Origin of the sequence: Longispora sp. NPDC051575 (genome assembly GCF_040681875.1) — a bacterium.
In the GTDB taxonomy this organism is placed as follows: Bacteria; Actinomycetota; Actinomycetes; order Mycobacteriales; family Micromonosporaceae; genus Longispora.
Window position 1 is genome coordinate 222,562 of sequence record NZ_JBFAZP010000007.1, and the last position, 15,695, is coordinate 238,256.

Sequence of the window (15,695 nt, forward strand, 5' to 3'; positions counted from 1 at the left end):
CGGTTGTGCGCGGGATGTGCCCAGCCCACAACCCCCGGAGATCAACCTCTCGACGGGTACGCGCTGGCGCGGTCAGCGGGCGGCCGGGGCGTAGACCAGGTGCAGGACGCCCGACTTGAACGCGGTGGACCGCACGAGGCTCAGCGGCACCTTCGCCCCGTCGGCGAACAACTTCTTCCCACCCCCGACCACCACGGGGTGTACGAGCAGGTGCAGCTCGTCGACCAGCCCCTTCTCCAACAGCCAGCGGACGAGGGTGGCGCTCCCGGTCGTACCCAGATGGGTGTCCTTCTTGAGCTCTGTCAGCTCCGCCTCGACGTCCCCGCTGACGACGGTCGAGTTCTCCCAGTTCGCCTCGGTGAGCGTGTCCGACACGACGTACTTGCGGCCGCCGTTCATCTGGGCCGTGAACGGGTCGGCCGGGTCGGCGTTCGGCCAGAACGCGGCGAACTCGTCGTAGGTCTGCCGGCCGAGGAGCGTCGCGTCGTTCCCGCCCATCAGCGCGCCGACCGCCGCGCCCATCTCGTCGTCGAAGTAGTCGAAGTGCCAGGTCTCCGGGGCCTCGATGACGCCGTCGAGCGAGATGAAGAGTCCGGACTTGATCGATCCCATGGTCGTCTCCCAGGTCTGGTGGGCCCCTGCGGCCCGGTTCCTTTGAACCTAGGTCGAACGGCCGCCCCGAGAATCGACAAGCCGCCAAAGAATTTTTCCACCGCCCCCGACCCGCACCGCCGGAGCGCCCGGGACCTACCCGCCCCGGCGCACGACGTCCTGGACGCCGCGCGCCGGGGCGGTCAACTGTCCTCGCGGGGAGTGACGGCCGCTATTCGAGGGGCAGGCCCGCCTCCGCCCAGTCCTCGATGCCCTCCCGGTACTTGCGGACGTTGGTGTAGCCGAGCGCCGTCAGCCGGTCGGCGACCTGGCCGCTGTTCGGGCAGGACGGGTTGGAGCAGTAGGTGACGATCGCGGCGTCGCGGTCGGGGAGCAGGTCGGCGGCGTGGGTCGCCACGTCGCCGGGGGCGAGCGGCAGCGCGCCGGGCAGGTGGCGCTGCGCGTGGTACGCGGCGCCGAGCGCGTCGAGCACCGTGACCGCGCGGGCCTCGATGGCGGCGGCGAGGTCCTCGCGGGTGATCAGGGCGGTCATGGTGAACCTCCGATAGATATGGACTACAGTCCGGTTATGGCCTCCGACGTTAACGGACCGCAGTCCGGTTATCAAGAGCTGCTCCAGTTGCGCACGTCACCCCCGACCGAACGCGCCGACGCCGCCCGCAACCGCGCCACCGTCCTCGACGCGGCCGCCCGCCTGTTCGCCGAACACGGGGCCGAAAACGTCTCGATGGACGCCGTCGCGGCGGCCGCCGGGGTCGGCAAGGGCACCCTGTTCCGCCGGTTCGGCGACCGGGCCGGCCTCGCCGCCGCCCTCCTCGACGCGCGCGAACGCGAACTCCAGGAGCGGATCCTCAGCGGACCGGCGCCACTCGGGCCGGACGGCGCGCCCGGCGAGCGGCTCGTGGCGTTCGTGGCCGCCTACCTCGACTACCTGCTCGGGCACCTCGACCTGGTCCGGATGTCGGAGACGGCCGCGCCCGGGGCCCGGTACCGGATCGGGGCGTACCGGTTCTGGCACCGGCACGTCGCGCTGCTGCTGACCGGGTCGGCCGCGGATCCGGAGTACGCGGCGCACGCGCTGCTGGCGGGGCTCGGCGCGGAGCACGTGACGGCGGTGCTGCCGCTGCTGGGGGAGGCCCGGCTGCGCGCCGGGGCGCTCGCGGACGCGGCCCGCGCTGGACGGTGACCGCGATCCGGGACGACCTCCCGCCGCCCCCAACGCAAGGTGGCCCGCCCCGAAACACCGGGACGGGCCACCACTGAGGGGAATCTAGAAGGTCAACGACCAGGAGTTGATGTACCCGGTGTCGGCGTTAGCGACATCCTTGACCCGCAACTTCCAGGTTCCACTGGCAACCTCGGACGACGCGTTCACCGTGTACGTCTTCTTCACGTTGGCCACACTGTCGTTGTTGGCGAAGTCCTCCAACAGGTAGACGGTGCCGTCCGGCGCCACCAGCGACACCACCAGGTCACCCCGGTAGCTGTGCACGATGTCCACGGCCACCTTCAGGGTCGACGGCGCGTTGCCCGCCCGGTTCACCGCGATCGGCGAGTCCGACGTCTGGAGGTCCTTGATCGCGACGTCGTTGGCGTTGGTGTACACGTTCCCGCTCGGGGAGCCGGTCGGCGACGCGGTCGGGGTCGGGGTGGGCGTGCCGCCGCCGCCGATGCCCGCCAGCTGCCACGCGGCGTACGCGGCGACGTCGGCGATGTTGTCGAGCACCGAGTCGTTGAGGTTCGACAGCGTGTCGCACGACTGGTGGTAGCACGGGTCGTAGGCGGCGCCCGCCGTCCCGCCCCACTTCGCGGCCTGCGCGGAGCTCTTGCTCGGGTCGAGGCTCAGCGACGCGATGCCCCCGCTCGGGATCGACGCGCTGATGAACGCGGCGTGGTCCGACCGGCTGTTCAGGTTCGCGTCGTCGGGGTCGATGTTCTTCGCCGTGAAGCCCGACTCGATCGTGGACTTGATCGTCGCGCCCCGGGTCGGGTCCTCGCTGTACACGAAGTACCCGCCGTTGGGCGAGCCGACCATGTCGAAGTTCAGATACGACTTGATCTTCGTACGCTCGGCGGTCGGCAGATTGGCCACGTAGTACTTGGAACCGATCAGCCCCAGCTCCTCCGCGCCCCACCAGCCGAACCGCACCGATTTGGTGCCGGCTTCACCACTGGCGGCGTACCGCAACGCGATCTCCAGGATCGTCGCCGACCCGGACCCGTTGTCGTTGACGCCCGCGCCGGCGGCGACCGAGTCGAGGTGCGCGCCGAGCATGACGACCTGGTTGGCGTCCCCGCGACCCGGAAGGTTCGCGATCAGGTTGTACCCGGTCTTGCCGTTGTGCGTGAAACTCTGCGTGCTCGTGGTGAACCCGGCAGCGTCCAGTTTGCCCTTCACGTAGTCGATGGACGCCTGGTACCCGGTGGTGCCGTGCGCGCGGTTACCACCGTTCGCGGCCGCCACGTCGGACAGTTTCTGCAGGTGGGTCTTGATGTTGGCGACGCTGATGTCCGGCGCCGCGGCGGCGGTGGCCATCGTCAGCGTGGGGGTCGCCATCGTGGGTTGCGCCGAGGCGAACACGGCGACGGCCACCGCGGCACCGACGCCGACGGCGATCGCGGCGCGGGTCCTGTGGGTGACACGTTGTGGAACGAGGGGTGTCATGAGCTTCTCCGGATGGTTGAGTACCGCTGTAGCGGTATGCCGGAGTATGGACATCAATGGATGAGGGGGAACTCAAGGGGACAATAAGCCCTCCTTAAATAACGCCCCCTGTTAACGCAACCCAACCAACCCCAACCTCAGAGGGGTACGGCCGGGCCCTGCCGCACGGGTATGACGGGCACGTGGATAGGCGCCGGGCTGTCCGGGGCGCCGCTCCTGCGCCGTCGAGTCCTGTCGGGTCTCCGGCGTGCTTCGCTGCTACGTGGCCGCGCCGACGAGGAGGAACGCGCCGAACCCCAGGGCCGCCAGGGGCAGCGCGCAGGCCAGCGCGAGCACCCGTCCCCGGGCGGTACGGCCGGCGAGCCAGACGATCAGTACCGCCAGGGCCACGTCGATGGCGACGTTCCACGCCACCGAACCGGAGTAGTCCGGGTCCCCGAGCCGCAGGGCGAACCGGGCGGCCTCCTCCAGGAACGCCGCGGCCGGCAGCGCCAGCCCCACCGCCGCCAACCACCCCGCGCCGCGCGCCCACACCCCGGCCCCGCCGAACACGACACCGGCCAGCACACCCATCAGCATCCAGACCAGCGACGTCGGCGCCCACAACACCGCCACGTCGTCCCCGTTGACCAGCGTCGCCGTCACGTAGTAGGCGGGCACCGCGAGTACCAGCCCGACACTGGCCCCGATCGCGGCACGCACCCAGCCGGACCGCACCCACCAGCCGAACAGGAACGCCGCCGCCGCCCAGGTCGCCGTCGAGTTCCCCAACTCGGCCAGCGGGAAGGGTACGAACCGGATCCACAGGAAGTCCACGGCGCCCAGCACGAGCCCACCCACCGAGCCGGCCAGCATCACCCAACGATTCGCAGGTCGCATGGCCCCCGAGCCTAGCCGCCAACGATCTTGCCCCGGAGCCAGACCCGAACAGCCCCGCCGATCGAGGCGGACCCGCCAACTCGGACACAAGGGCCGACCGGCAACCCAGCGCCCGAGCCCCGTCGACCGGCCTCGCGCTCCGCCCGACAGGCCCGAGTCCGGTGGCGTCGCCCGACACGCACGTGGCGCCGGACCCGGACGGCCAGGACGGCTCGAAGAGACGAGGCGTGGACAGCGGAAAGGCCGTCTCCGACTGGCGGAAACGGCCTCCGATGTGCGGTGGGCGTAGCAGGGTTTGAACCTGCGACCCCTTCGGTGTGAACGAAGTGCTCTCCCACTGAGCTATACGCCCGCAACGAGTGGTTACATTACCCGACGCCCACCCCACCCCGCGAATCCGGGGTCACCACGCCGGTGCCCCGAGGTCACCACCCCCGCGGTCCGGGGTCACCACCCCGTCAGATCCCGCGCCTCCCGCCACAGATCCACCCCGAGGCTGTACTTCACCGACGCCCAGACCACCGCCGCCACGAAGACGAGGCCGAGGACGCCGATCACGGCGCGTACCAGCAGACTCTGGCGTTTGATCCAGCCTGTCCACCGGTCGAGCTGGTGCCGGGCGAAGGCCAGGAGGCGGCGGGCCCAGTGGAATTCCAGCGCCAGGATCGCCAGGCCCGCGAGCACGATGAGCCAGCCGGGGCCGGGGAGCGGGATGAGGAAGGCGCCCACGACGATCACGGCGACGCCGAGGACCGTGACCGTGATCTTGACGGCCAACCTGCCCCCCGGCTTCTCCCGGATCCGGTCGAGCCAGTGTCGTTCGCTTGTCTGATCTTTCACGCCTGTCACACCCCGGAACGTACCTCATAAGTTTTGGTCTTTGAGGCCCCGCTGGGGCTCCGGAGGCGCTACTTTCAGAACCGGACTCCACTACGGGTCGAGATCAGCGTATGACGGGGCGTGACCGGGGGTATCACCCGAGTGTGAGAATGCGGGACGCGCGGGGCGTCTCGTCGCCGTTGCCTGGGGGTGAGGTCGATGGGGGTACTACGTCCCGCGACCGTGGAGGTCGAGACGTCTCTGCGGCTGGTCGCGCCTGACGCGACCGCGCTGCCGGTCCGCGCGAGTTTGCGCTACGACCCGCTCGATCCGTACGCGGTCCACGTTCTGTTCCACGCGGAGACGGTGGGCGGTGAGCCTGTGAGCTGGTCCTTCGCCCGCGACCTGTTGGTCAAGGGGTTGGACGAGCCGGCGGGCATCGGAGATGTGCGCGTCTGGCCGTGGTCGACACCGAGGGGCGAGTTCGTCGCCCTGGCGTTGTCGTCCCCGGATGGAAACGCCCTTTTCGAGGTACCGCGCAGCGTGCTCGTCCGGTTCCTGCGCCGGACGTACGTGGTGGTGCCGAGGGGTAAGGAGAGCGACCATCTGGATGTGGACGCCGCCGTCGTCCGGTTGCTGTCGGCACGCTGAGTAACAGTCGAAAAGGGGCCCCTCCGAGTCTGGAGGGGCCCCTTTTCGCGCGCTTTGGACAGGACGCCGGGGAGTGGGGACTCACGCCGCTCGACGGCACAATGCCGGGGCACGCGTCCGGCTCGACGGCGCGCCGGGCACCGGACGCTTGCGGGTACCCGTCGCCTGGTGTTGTGCTCTCTAGGACGCCGTGACGCTCGACTGCCACATCAGGAACTTGCCCTCGGGGCTGAAGTCCACCTTCGCGCTGCTCCCGTCACCCAGATCCACCCGCAACCCGTTGTACGTGTCGGTGTACGGGATCCCGTGGTGCTCCAGGTACCGGGTCACGGTCAGCCGGTGGTCGCCCGGGAACACCCCCACGGCGGACACCAGGCGGCGCGCGGCGCTGATCGGGTCGAACCGGCCCATCGGGATCCGGGCGTCGTCGAACACCACGAAGAACTTGCCGCCCTCGTACGGCAGCCCCAGGTAGCCCCGGCACTCCAGCAGGGCCGTGGCCGCCATCACCAGGCGTTCGGCGGACATCACCGGGTCCTTGCGCCGGCTGAGGTCGAGGGTGTTCTGCGTGATCTCCGGGATCTCCCAGATCCGACCGATGTCGGTGAGCCGCAGTACCGCCTGGGTGGCGACGTGGTCCAGGCCGTAGCCCGGGTTGCCCCAGGACCACAGGAAGGTGCCGTTGTGGGTCGCGTAGCTGGCCAGGAGGCTGCACCGCAGCTCGGCGGCTCCCATCGTGAACGTGCACGTCTCCAGGTCGACGGTCCAGTCGCCCCCGGGCAGGTACGCGTTCAGGGTCTCCAACTGCTCCATCATGATCGCGGAGCGGGCCGCGGCCAACCGTTCGAGCTCGGGGCTGAAAAGTTCCATGATGGGCTTAACGGTGTACTTCGGGATGCGACACGGTGGGGTGGGCTCGCCGGGCCCCGCTCGGGGTGTGAGGCTGGCCGCGCGGGTTGGCGGCGCGGGCGTGGGTGAGCCCGTCCACCGAGGGGATACCGGTCGATCCGGTGGGTGGTGGTGGCCGGACGGTGGGGCGGTTGTGGCCGGGTGGTCGGGTGGGGTCGCCGGGCCGGTGGGTACCCCCGGTTTGCGGGTCCGGGGTCCCTCGGCTAAAGTTTCTCCAGTCAGCGAGGAACGCCGCAAGGCGGACAAGCGGACAGAAACAACAAAAGCAACAAAGTGCGGATGTAGCGCAGCTGGTAGCGCATCACCTTGCCAAGGTGAGGGTCGCGAGTTCGAATCTCGTCATCCGCTCGACAGAGGTATCACTCGGTGGAGTGGCCGAGAGGCGAGGCAACGGCCTGCAAAGCCGTGTACACGGGTTCAAATCCCGTCTCCACCTCTGTAACAAGCAAGGGCGTATAGCTCAGCGGGAGAGCGCTTCCCTGACACGGAAGAGGTCACAGGTTCAATCCCTGTTACGCCCACCAGCACGACGCACGTCAGAGGCCAGTTTCCGGAAACCGGGAACTGGCCTCAACTTCATCCGTCCGCAGGAAACGGCCGTTCCGGGCGTACCTTGGCGGACCGAAGTGTTCCTCGCCCCGAGCCCGCGTCGCCGATCTGGCGGTGGGCGGGCCCTAGGCATCCGGGTCGAAGAGTCACCGCTGCCGTGGAATGCCGGTGTCTTCCACAGGTGTGGCTACTCGTTCGGCGGGGCCTGGTGGCGGGGTCGCGGTTGCGCCCCGGCCCTGGAGTAGCTCGGTGACCGAGACGACGACGCGGAAGCCGGCGTAGCCGGACGGGGAACTCATCGCTTCTGGCGAGTTCGTAGGCCATGGCGCTGCCGATGCCGATCATCGAGGCGGCTGCGGGCAGGTCGGTGGTCATGCCGAGCGTTGGGACATAGTCCAGGTCCTGCTCACCCGACGCTGGCCGACAACGCACTCCGACGCGATCATCAACTACGACGACTCATGCAGGTACTGGTGCTGGGCGTGGAGCGCGTCCGGACCGCGGACGGCAGGTTGGCGGCGACGCTGCTAACTACGCAGGCCGTCGCGACCGCGCAGTGCACGTTCCCGTTCGGCTTTCAGGCTGTTGGCTAGGGCCCGGCCGGGTGCTTCATCGCGTCTGCCTGTGCTGATGTGGTTGTGCCTTGTGTGCGCTCTATGGGTCGGCGGTGTGCGTCGAACTGTGCGCTCCGGAGTCAACCGGACGCGTCACAACCTCCGGTCATCCGATGCTGGCGACCCGTCTCACCGCAGTGGCGTCGAGCGCGTGCCGGATCGCGCCCAGGGCGACGGCGTCCTCCCCGAGCGTCGACGCCCGTACTTCGGTGGGGGAGGACAGTGTCCGGCCGACCAGGTGCCGGCGGACGGGGTCGAGGAGGGTGTCCCCGGCCCGGGAGAGCCCCCCGCCGATGACGACCTGTTCGGGGTCCATCAACAGGATGAGCGCGCCGAGGCCCTGGGCGAACCGGGCGGCGACCCGGTCGACCACGGCCACGGCCACCGGGCTGCCGGCGGCGGCGGCTGCGAACAGCGGCGCGATGTCGCGTTCCCCGGGCGCGGTGAGTTGGGCGTGCAGGTCCCGGTCGCGGCCGCCGGCGGTCATGGCGACGGCGAGTTCGTGGATCGCGGCCGCCCCGACGAGGCGCTCGAACGGGCCGGTGCCCTCGTTGGCGGCGGGCCTGCCGGTCGGGTCATTGGGGGGCAGCCCGAGGTCGAGGAAGCCCAGTTCGCCGGCCGCGGCGTGCGCGCCCCGGTAGGGCGCGCCGTCGATGATCAGGCCGGTGCCGATCCGTTCGCCCCATTGGACGAAGACCAGGGATTCGACGCCGATGGCGGTGCCGCGCCAGCGTTCGGCGAGGACGGCCAGGTTCACGTCGTTGTCGATCAGTACCGGGCAGTGCAGTTGGTCGCGGAGCTGCGGCACGACCGGTAGGCCGGCCCAGCCGGGGATGCTGGGGGCGAGGACGACTTCGCCGTGGTCGCGGTCGACGATGCCGGGGGTGCCGACGCACACCGCCCACAGGTCCGCGTGCGTCAGCCCGGCGGCGGCGACAGCCTGCTCGAGGGCCGTGCTGATCAGGGCGGGCAGGTCGGGACCGGTCGTGCGGGGAGGGGTGTTGACCCGGTGGGTGACGAGCACGCCGCCAGCGACGTTGGCGATCTTGACGAGGATCTTGTGTCTGTCGACGTCCACTCCGGCCACGTGGCCGAACGCGGCCCGGAGCCGGGCGCGTTGGGCGGGGCGGCCTATCCGGGCGGTGTCGTCGGTGACGAGTTCGACCAGGTCGGCGTCGCGGAGGTCGGCCAGCGCGCGGGTCACGGCGGGACGGGACAGGCCGGTGCTGGTCATCAGTTCGGAGACGCGCGCGATGGCGGAGACGGCCTGGCGGAGGGCGGTGAACACGGCGGTGTTGTTGATCTGGCGGAGTACGTGTGGGCCGGTGGCGGCCAGCGGTGCCCGTGTGCCCCGGGGGGCTTCGGCCATGATCGCTGCGGGTGATGTGCCCAGGATGATACGACCGGTGTCGGGCGGCATCGTGTGTCCTAGCCGGGCGTGGTGGGGCGGCGGGTGAGCGGCGACTTGTCGATCTTCGTGATGGTCCACCGGTTTCCGGTCTTGGCGAGGCTGATGGTGCGGTGTTGGACGTAGGGGGTGGCGAGGGCGAGTTGGTTGGCGGCCAGGTAGGCGGCTGTCGCCTCGTCGAACTGGAACTCGACGTCGATGTCGACCTTCGCCGTGGTGAGGTCCTGGGGGAAGGTGGAGGTGTACCAGGCGAGGTTCGTCTGGTGGGTGCGCAGTTGGTGGGCGGTGTAGAGGCTGACGAGCTGGCCGGTGTAGTTCTTCGCCCGTAGCTCCTCGGCGAACACGGGGTGGTAGTAGCCGTACTCGTCGTCGGCGTGTTCGGTGATCGTGCGGTGGTCGCGGTTGTCCACGGTGTTGGAGTGCAGGGCCACCACCTTGCGCACGGCCGTGACGTCGGGTTGGTCGTCGGCGAGGTTGGTGGTCTTGTTGCCGTCCTTGTCGATGACCCACCAGATGGTCTGGCGTTCGCGTGCGGCCTGGTTGCGTTGTTCCTGCGTCAGGTCCGGCCCGGTCGTGGTGCGGGGTGCGGAGTCGCATCCTGCCAGGATCAGTAGTGCCAGCGCGGCTGTCGCGGTGAGCTTGTTCATGGGGATCTCCAGTAGGGATGCCGGCCGGTGGGCCGGCCGGCATCAGTCAGGGCTAGGGGGCGGGGTCAAAAACCCACTGGCTGCTCCAGTAGGTGCTCGGTGGAGTTCCGTACTGCACGGTGCCGGTGAGGCCCTCGATGTGCGCGTAGGTGGACTTCCACCGGTTCTTCAGGCGCTTGTACCCGTCGACGGTCTCCTCGGTCCACTGGCCGCTCCAGTAGCCGGCGGGGACGACGCCGGCCTGGACGTTGCCGTTCTGGTTCTCGACGTGCATGTACTCGCCGGTCAGCCGGTTCTTGTACCGGGTGTAGCCGCTGACTGTCTCCTTCTCCCAATGGGAGCTGGTGTCGGTGGCTGAAACCGCCCCGTACCTGACGTTGCCGTTGGTGCCGGAGACGTACATGTACTGGCCGTTCACACGGTTCTTGATCCGCTGGTAGGTCTCGGGGTAGCCGCCGTTCTTCTTGAACACCCGCAGGTAGTCGACCTGCCAGGACTTGGGCCAGACGTTGTTGTGTTGGCCGGATCCGGCGTCGGTGTAGATGCCCAGGATCATGCCCATCGCCATGTTGGGGGCGTCGGCGATGGTCTTGTACAGCTGGTTGTCGTAGTAGAACTTCAGCTCGGACGGGGTCCACTCCATGCCGTAGACGTGGAACTCGCTGGTCGGGCTGCCGCTGGGCACCGGGTTGTCGTCCAGGTACCACGAGCCCAGGAAGTTCGGGTCGCCCCACCCGTATGCGGCGATCCGCCAGTTCGCGGGCTTGCTGAAGAACGTCTCGATGAAGTCGATCTCGGAGTTCGCCGAGGCGCTGGAGGTGTCCTCGGTGCCGACGAGCCATAGCGCCTGGTGTCCGCCGCCGCCGACGTTGGACAGCTTCGCGCGGGTCTCGAAGTAGCCGTACTTCGTCGAGTACCCGTTGAAGTCGGGTTCGTGGTGGTCGTTGGGCATGTTGCCGTTGAACTTGTGCCACCAGTCCTTGTTGTAGGTCTGGATGCTGGAGATCTTCACCGTCCCGTCGTACTGGGCGTTCCAGGCCGGGGTGTCGGCGTCGAGGCGTTCGGTGAGAACGCCGTTGCCGACGGTGTAGCGGGCCGCCGCGTTCTGCGGGGTGCTGGTCCAGTGCGGCAGGTAGGAGGGCAGGAACTTGGTCGTGTTCAGGGAGGTGCCGTCGAACTCCTCCTGGAAGTCGAGGGTGTAGCCGGACTTGGTGGTGGGGTTGGCCGGGAAGTCGGCGGCGTAGCCGGGGTAGCCGCCCATGCCGACCGTCAGCGCGGTCGCCAGCAGCAGGACCCCCGCTGCTCTTCGGGTGCGTGTCACAAGGTCACCTCTTGAGGGAAAGGTTTCACTTTTGAAACCTGTTTACTTATGTAGGTCGATAGTAGGCACGGCCCGAACGTGGGGTCAACCCTTGCATCGACTCGGCGCCAGGATGGCACAAACACCTGGTGAATAGGCTCAGGCCGCCTCCGGAGCGGAGGCGGCCTGGAGGTGTATGCGACATCGACTGGCGCCCATACCGACTATTTACAGAATCTAGCTACATATATTTGAGGGGGTCCGGAGGGTCACCACGGTGCCGGTGTGGCGGGACTCTTCGGCGGCCCAGACGGCCAGGTGCGACCGCAGGCTCTCCTGGGGGCCGGAGGTGAGGCGGGACCGGTCGCCGGTGGCCACGGCCCGCAGGAACTCCCGCAGCATGTCGTCGTCGGCGCCGCCGTGCCCGTCGGCTGCGGAGGCGTTGCCCGTGGTGGTGGTGTCGATGGTTTCGCTCGTGTCGGTGAGGAAGTCGTGCACGAGGAGCCGGCGGCCGTCGCCCTCGATGCTGCCCCGGGTGCCGAAGAGCCGGGTCTTGCGGAAGTCCAGGGCGTTGAACGCGGTGACGGTGAACGACGCCGTGACGCCTCCCTCGTACTCGAGGATGACGACCTGGTGGTCGAGGGCGTCGTTGCCGCCGGAGTACACGCAGGTGCCGTACGGTCCTTCGCGCAGCGCCTGGTCGATGCCGTGTGCCGTGATGTCGTCGGTGAGGACGCCCAGGGGCCAGCGTTCGTAGACCGGGTCGCCCAGGAACCGTTGGTAGATGCGCACGGCGGAGTAGGCGCACGAGCGTTCGACGGGGCAGTCGACGCAGCGCTGCCCGGCGCCTTCGGGCTTGTTCTCCGGGCGGAAGTGGTAGAGGCCGCCGAAGGAGGACACCCGCCGCAGGGGGCGGCCGATGATGTGGTCGAGCCAGTCGAGGTCGTGGGAGGACTTGGCCAGCAGCATCGAGGAGGACTCGGCCTCCCGGGCCCACTGGCCGCGCACGTAGGAGTGCGCGTGGTGCCACCAGCCGACCGGTTCGAGGTGCTCGACGCTGACGATGTCGCCGATCCGGCCGGAGTCGACGAGCCGTTTGAGGCTGCGGGTGTAGGCGCTGTAGCGCATCACGTGGCAGACGGACAGCAGGACGCGGTTGCGGGCGGCGGCGTCGATGATGCGCCGGGCCTCGTGTTCGGTGGGCGCGAGGGGCTTTTCCAGCAGCAGGTCGTAGCCCAGGTCGGCCAGCGCGCAGGCCGGGTCGGCGTGCATACGGTCGGGGGTGGCCACGATCGCGGCGTCGGCCAGCCGTGGTCGGGCGGTCAGCTCGCGCCAGTCGGCGAAGACCTGGTCGTCGGCCAGCCCGTAGCGGGCCGCCATGGTGGCCCGGCGTACCGGGTCGGGTTCGGCCACGGCCACGACCGTCGCGGTGTTCTGGGCGGTGGCGATGCGCGCGTAGGCGGCGCCTCGGGCTCCAGCGCCCACGATCGCTAGAGAGACTGTCATGGTGATGCTCCTATTTCACGGCGCCCTGCAGGATGCCCTTGACGAAGTGGCGCTGGAAGAACAGGTAGAGCAGGACGACCGGGGTGATGACGATGATGGTGCCGGCGGACAGCAGGGGGATGTTTTGGCCGAACTGCTGCACGAACTTGCCCAGCCCCGCCGGCGCGGTGCGCATCGCCGGGTCCTGGATGAGGATGAGGGCCAGGAGGAACTGGTTCCAGGACCACATGAAGTACAGGAGTCCCAGGGTGGTCAGCGCTGGCCTGGCGGTGGGCAGCAGGATCGTGGTGAGGGTGCGCCAGCTCGACGCGCCGTCCATGACCGCGGCCTCGGTGAGTTCCTTGGGCATGGCCTCGAAGTGGCTGCGCATCCAGAACACGCCGAAGGGCATGAACGCGCCGACCAGGGGCAGGATCACGGCCCAGTACGTGTTGAGCAGGCCCACGGAGCGCAGGTCGTAGTACAGCGGGATCACGATCGCCTCGTACGGCAGCGCGAGGCCGAGCATGAGCAGCGCGAACAGCGGGCCGCGCACCCGCGAGCCCATGGTCGACATGCCGTACCCGGCGAGCGTCGCCAGGACCAGGGAGATCGGCACCACGCCGATGGCGATGATGGCGCTGGACTTGAGCAGTGAGGCGAAGCCGGCGCTGGTCCAGGCGGTGGCGAAGTTCTCCCAGTGCGGATCCGAGGGCCACTCCAGGCCGGGGGACAGGTTGGACTCCGGTTGCAGGGCGGCGCTGAAGATCGCCAGGAAGGGGATCAGCACCGAGGCCGCCGCCACCAGCAGGGACAGCCTGGTCAGGTATCTGGTCATCACCGCTCCCGGGCGAGCCGGTTGAGGCCGTACATGACGGCGCAGGTCAACAGGGACAACACGGTGGCCAGGGCGCAGGCGGTGCCGACCCGGCCGGCGGTGAACACCAGCTGGTAGACCTGTACGCCCGGCACCGTCGTGGCATAGCCCGGGCCGCCGCCGGTCATGATGTAGACGACGTCGAAGCTGGCCAGCGCGGCGATCACGGTGACGGTGGCGGCGACGGCCATCTCCTTGCGCAGGCCCGGCACGGTGACGTGCCAGAACTCCCGCAACGGGCCGGCGCCCTCCACCCGTGCCGCCTCGTAGAGGTGCAGGTCGATCTTCTGGATGCCCGACAGCAGGAGCAGGAAACACAGGCCGGTGCTGACCCAGGTTCCGATCAGGCCGACGGCGGGCAGTGCCCAGTCGAAGTCCCCCAGCCACGGGCGGGTGATGCCGCCCAGGCCGATGAGTGAGAGGGTGTCGTTGAGGGGCCCGCCGTCGCTGTAGATCCATTTCCAGATCACGCCGACGGCCACCAGCGGCAGGATCTGCGGGAGGAACAGCGTCGCGCGGATCAGGGGCATGGCCCGCCAGGGTGTCGCCGCCACCAGTGCCGCCAGGACCAGTCCGAGGCTGATCGGGATCACCGTGTAGAAGAGGATGAACAGGAACGCGTGCAGCAGGGCCTCTCTGAGCGCCGGTTCGGTGAACACCTCGGCGTAGTTGTCGAGCCCGGCCCACTCGGCGACGCCGACGCCGTTCCAGTCCCACAGCGAGATCCACACGCTGTGCAGCCACGGGACGATGATGAAGGTCGCGTAGAACAGGAACGCGGGCGCGACGTACAGCAGCGGCACCATCCTGCGGCGGCGTCTGCGGCGGCGGACCGCGGCCGGTGCGGTGAACCGCACCGGCCGCGTGGCGTCATGAGCCATGTGTCTTGGACCAGTCCTTCTGGACGGCCGCGACGAACCCGGCCGCGTCGGTCCTGCCCCCGACGAGTTCCTGGGTGCCGGCCGTGAGGGTGTCGTTCATCGTGGCCGTGGCGTTGTTGTTGAAGCCCACGAGCCCGTTGTCCGCGTTGACCCTGCTCCAGGCCGCGACGATGTCGGCCATCACCGTGCCCGGGGCCGGCGTGGCCGCCGACGGGTCGGCCGGCATGAACCCGGCCTTGAACTCCTCGGCCGAGGCCTGCGGGGAGTGCAGGAAGTCCAGGAACGCCGCCGCCGCGGACTGGTTGGGCGACTTCGCCGAGATCGCGTACGCCACGGACGTGCCGATCGCGGTGGCCTTGGCGCCGGGGAAGGCGAAGAAGCCCGCGTTCGCGCCCAACCGGTCACCGATCTTGGCCGCGTCCCAGTTGCCGTCGATGAAGAACAGGCCCTCGCCCTTGGTGAACTTGTCCACCGCGCCCTGCAGGTCGACACCGTTGGCGCCGGCGGGCAGGTAGCCCTTCTTCGCCCAGTCCGCCACCTGCCCGGCCGCCGACCGGTTGCCGGCCGTGTCGAACGTCGCGCCCGGCTGCCCGAACGTCCAGTTGGCCGCCTTGTCCGCTCCGTCGGCGGACTGGCCGAGCAGTTGCACGGCGAAGGACGCATGGCCCTCGGAGTTGCCCAGCTGCAGCGGCAGTTCCCCGGCGGTCTTGGCCTTGTCCATCGCGGCCTCGAACTCGTCGAGGGTCTTCGGCGGGGTGACGCCGAGCTTGGCGGCCTTGTCCTTGTTGTAGTACACCCCGACGATCGAGAACCCGGCCGGCGCCGCGTAGAGGTCACCGGAGCCGAGTGTGGACCCGTTGGCCCCGAGCCGCCACTGCGCCAGCTGCGTGCTCGGATACACCTTGTCCCACGAGTACGCCTTCTCACACCCCGCCAGGCTGGCCACCAACTTGTCCTTGACCGTGGTGCCCACCGAGTTCAGGAGCGCGATGTCGGGCGCCTGGTCGGACGCCAGGGACAGGTTCAGGCTCTTGTTGTAGTCGTCGTAGTTGGTGTCCTGGTAGTTGATGGTGATATTGGGGTACTTGACCTGAAACGCTGCGATGATGGCCTTGACGGCGGCTCCGGACTCCGGTGTCGACACCATCTTCAGGGTCACCTTGCCGGCCGGGACGGTGGCCGTGCACTGCGCCGACGGCGACTCGGTCCCCGCCGACCCGCCGGGGGAACAGGCGGCGGCCAGCAGTCCCACGGACAGCACGCCCGCGCCTGAGAGCCATCTACTGGGTTTCATGGGAGCTCCAACATATGTAAGCTGTCTTCATAACTGTCGATCCTGAGAGTAGGCCCACACCCTGGACGGGTCAAGCGTCCAATGCTCGGTTTATGAAAGGTGTTT

The 15,695-nt window shown here is 68.9% G+C and carries 15 protein-coding genes and 4 tRNA genes; 5 read left to right on the forward strand and 14 right to left on the reverse strand.

The features are described from left to right. Positions 1-72 precede the first annotated feature (72 nt). Together AB0M43_RS21840 and AB0M43_RS21845 are read right to left on the reverse strand one after the other, a co-directional pair. The gene (locus tag AB0M43_RS21840; protein ID WP_363727401.1) at positions 73-612 is read right to left on the reverse strand and encodes a dihydrofolate reductase family protein; all 540 of its coding nucleotides are present in this window, start codon (positions 610-612) and stop codon (positions 73-75) included. Between the two features lie 211 nt (positions 613-823). Then, positions 824-1,144: a rhodanese-like domain-containing protein gene (locus tag AB0M43_RS21845; RefSeq protein ID WP_363727403.1), complete on the reverse strand. Its 321-nt coding sequence runs from the start codon at positions 1,142-1,144 to the stop codon at positions 824-826. A 36-nt stretch (positions 1,145-1,180) separates the two neighbouring features. Between AB0M43_RS21845 and AB0M43_RS21850 the strand changes: the two genes are divergently transcribed. Next, the gene (locus AB0M43_RS21850) at positions 1,181-1,798 is read left to right on the forward strand and encodes a TetR family transcriptional regulator (protein WP_363727405.1); all 618 of its coding nucleotides are present in this window, start codon (positions 1,181-1,183) and stop codon (positions 1,796-1,798) included. Positions 1,799-1,882: 84 nt separating this feature from the next. On the opposite strand, the gene AB0M43_RS21855 is transcribed toward AB0M43_RS21850, so the two are convergent. The 4 genes from AB0M43_RS21855 to AB0M43_RS21870 all read right to left on the reverse strand — a co-directional run bounded on the left by AB0M43_RS21855 (position 1,883) and on the right by AB0M43_RS21870 (position 5,005). Then, on the reverse strand, positions 1,883-3,277 hold the full coding sequence (locus AB0M43_RS21855; protein WP_363727407.1) for a M28 family metallopeptidase: 1,395 nt from the start codon (positions 3,275-3,277) through the stop codon (positions 1,883-1,885). Between the two features lie 258 nt (positions 3,278-3,535). Then, positions 3,536-4,156 (reverse strand): DUF6518 family protein, encoded by a 621-nt coding sequence (locus tag AB0M43_RS21860; RefSeq protein ID WP_363727409.1) that lies wholly within the window; start codon positions 4,154-4,156, stop codon positions 3,536-3,538. A gap of 280 nt (positions 4,157-4,436) precedes the next feature. After that, positions 4,437-4,508 (reverse strand) — tRNA-Val (locus AB0M43_RS21865). A 95-nt stretch (positions 4,509-4,603) separates the two neighbouring features. Continuing rightward, positions 4,604-5,005, reverse strand: coding sequence for a TIGR02611 family protein (locus tag AB0M43_RS21870; RefSeq protein WP_363727411.1), 402 nt, complete (start codon positions 5,003-5,005; stop codon positions 4,604-4,606). Between the two features lie 189 nt (positions 5,006-5,194). Between AB0M43_RS21870 and AB0M43_RS21875 the strand changes: the two genes are divergently transcribed. After that, entirely contained in the window at positions 5,195-5,626 is a 432-nt protein-coding gene (locus tag AB0M43_RS21875; protein WP_363727413.1) for an SsgA family sporulation/cell division regulator, read from the forward strand. A gap of 180 nt (positions 5,627-5,806) precedes the next feature. On the opposite strand, the gene AB0M43_RS21880 is transcribed toward AB0M43_RS21875, so the two are convergent. Next, positions 5,807-6,496, reverse strand: coding sequence for a DUF6882 domain-containing protein (locus AB0M43_RS21880; RefSeq protein WP_363727415.1), 690 nt, complete (start codon positions 6,494-6,496; stop codon positions 5,807-5,809). Positions 6,497-6,810: 314 nt separating this feature from the next. On the opposite strand from AB0M43_RS21880, the gene AB0M43_RS21885 reads away from it, so the two are divergent. The 3 genes from AB0M43_RS21885 to AB0M43_RS21895 all read left to right on the forward strand — a co-directional run bounded on the left by AB0M43_RS21885 (position 6,811) and on the right by AB0M43_RS21895 (position 7,059). Continuing rightward, positions 6,811-6,883 (forward strand) — tRNA-Gly (locus AB0M43_RS21885). Between the two features lie 17 nt (positions 6,884-6,900). After that, positions 6,901-6,971, forward strand: a tRNA-Cys gene (locus AB0M43_RS21890). 13 nt (positions 6,972-6,984) lie between these two features. After that, positions 6,985-7,059: transfer RNA gene (locus AB0M43_RS21895), tRNA-Val, on the forward strand. 745 nt (positions 7,060-7,804) lie between these two features. Here AB0M43_RS21895 and AB0M43_RS21900 read toward each other — a convergent pair. From AB0M43_RS21900 to AB0M43_RS21930, 7 genes are all read right to left on the reverse strand, one after another. After that, positions 7,805-9,067, reverse strand: coding sequence for an ROK family transcriptional regulator (locus AB0M43_RS21900; protein ID WP_363727416.1), 1,263 nt, complete (start codon positions 9,065-9,067; stop codon positions 7,805-7,807). A 59-nt stretch (positions 9,068-9,126) separates the two neighbouring features. Then, complete coding sequence (locus AB0M43_RS21905; protein WP_363727418.1) at positions 9,127-9,753, reverse strand: hypothetical protein; 627 nt, start codon at positions 9,751-9,753, stop codon at positions 9,127-9,129. A 52-nt stretch (positions 9,754-9,805) separates the two neighbouring features. Beyond that, positions 9,806-11,074, reverse strand: a complete 1,269-nt coding sequence (locus AB0M43_RS21910) for a glycoside hydrolase family 16 protein (RefSeq protein ID WP_363727420.1) — start codon at positions 11,072-11,074, stop codon at positions 9,806-9,808. Positions 11,075-11,290: 216 nt separating this feature from the next. Next, entirely contained in the window at positions 11,291-12,559 is a 1,269-nt protein-coding gene (locus AB0M43_RS21915) for a Gfo/Idh/MocA family oxidoreductase (protein ID WP_363727422.1), read from the reverse strand. 10 nt (positions 12,560-12,569) lie between these two features. Further along, the gene (locus AB0M43_RS21920; protein WP_363727424.1) at positions 12,570-13,376 is read right to left on the reverse strand and encodes a carbohydrate ABC transporter permease; all 807 of its coding nucleotides are present in this window, start codon (positions 13,374-13,376) and stop codon (positions 12,570-12,572) included. Next, complete coding sequence (locus AB0M43_RS21925) at positions 13,376-14,296, reverse strand: sugar ABC transporter permease (RefSeq protein WP_363727426.1); 921 nt, start codon at positions 14,294-14,296, stop codon at positions 13,376-13,378. The genes AB0M43_RS21920 and AB0M43_RS21925 overlap by 1 nt, the downstream gene beginning before the upstream one ends. Further along, entirely contained in the window at positions 14,286-15,590 is a 1,305-nt protein-coding gene (locus AB0M43_RS21930; RefSeq protein ID WP_363727428.1) for an extracellular solute-binding protein, read from the reverse strand. Before AB0M43_RS21930 ends, AB0M43_RS21925 begins: the two co-directional genes overlap by 11 nt. Positions 15,591-15,695: the final 105 nt, after the last annotated feature.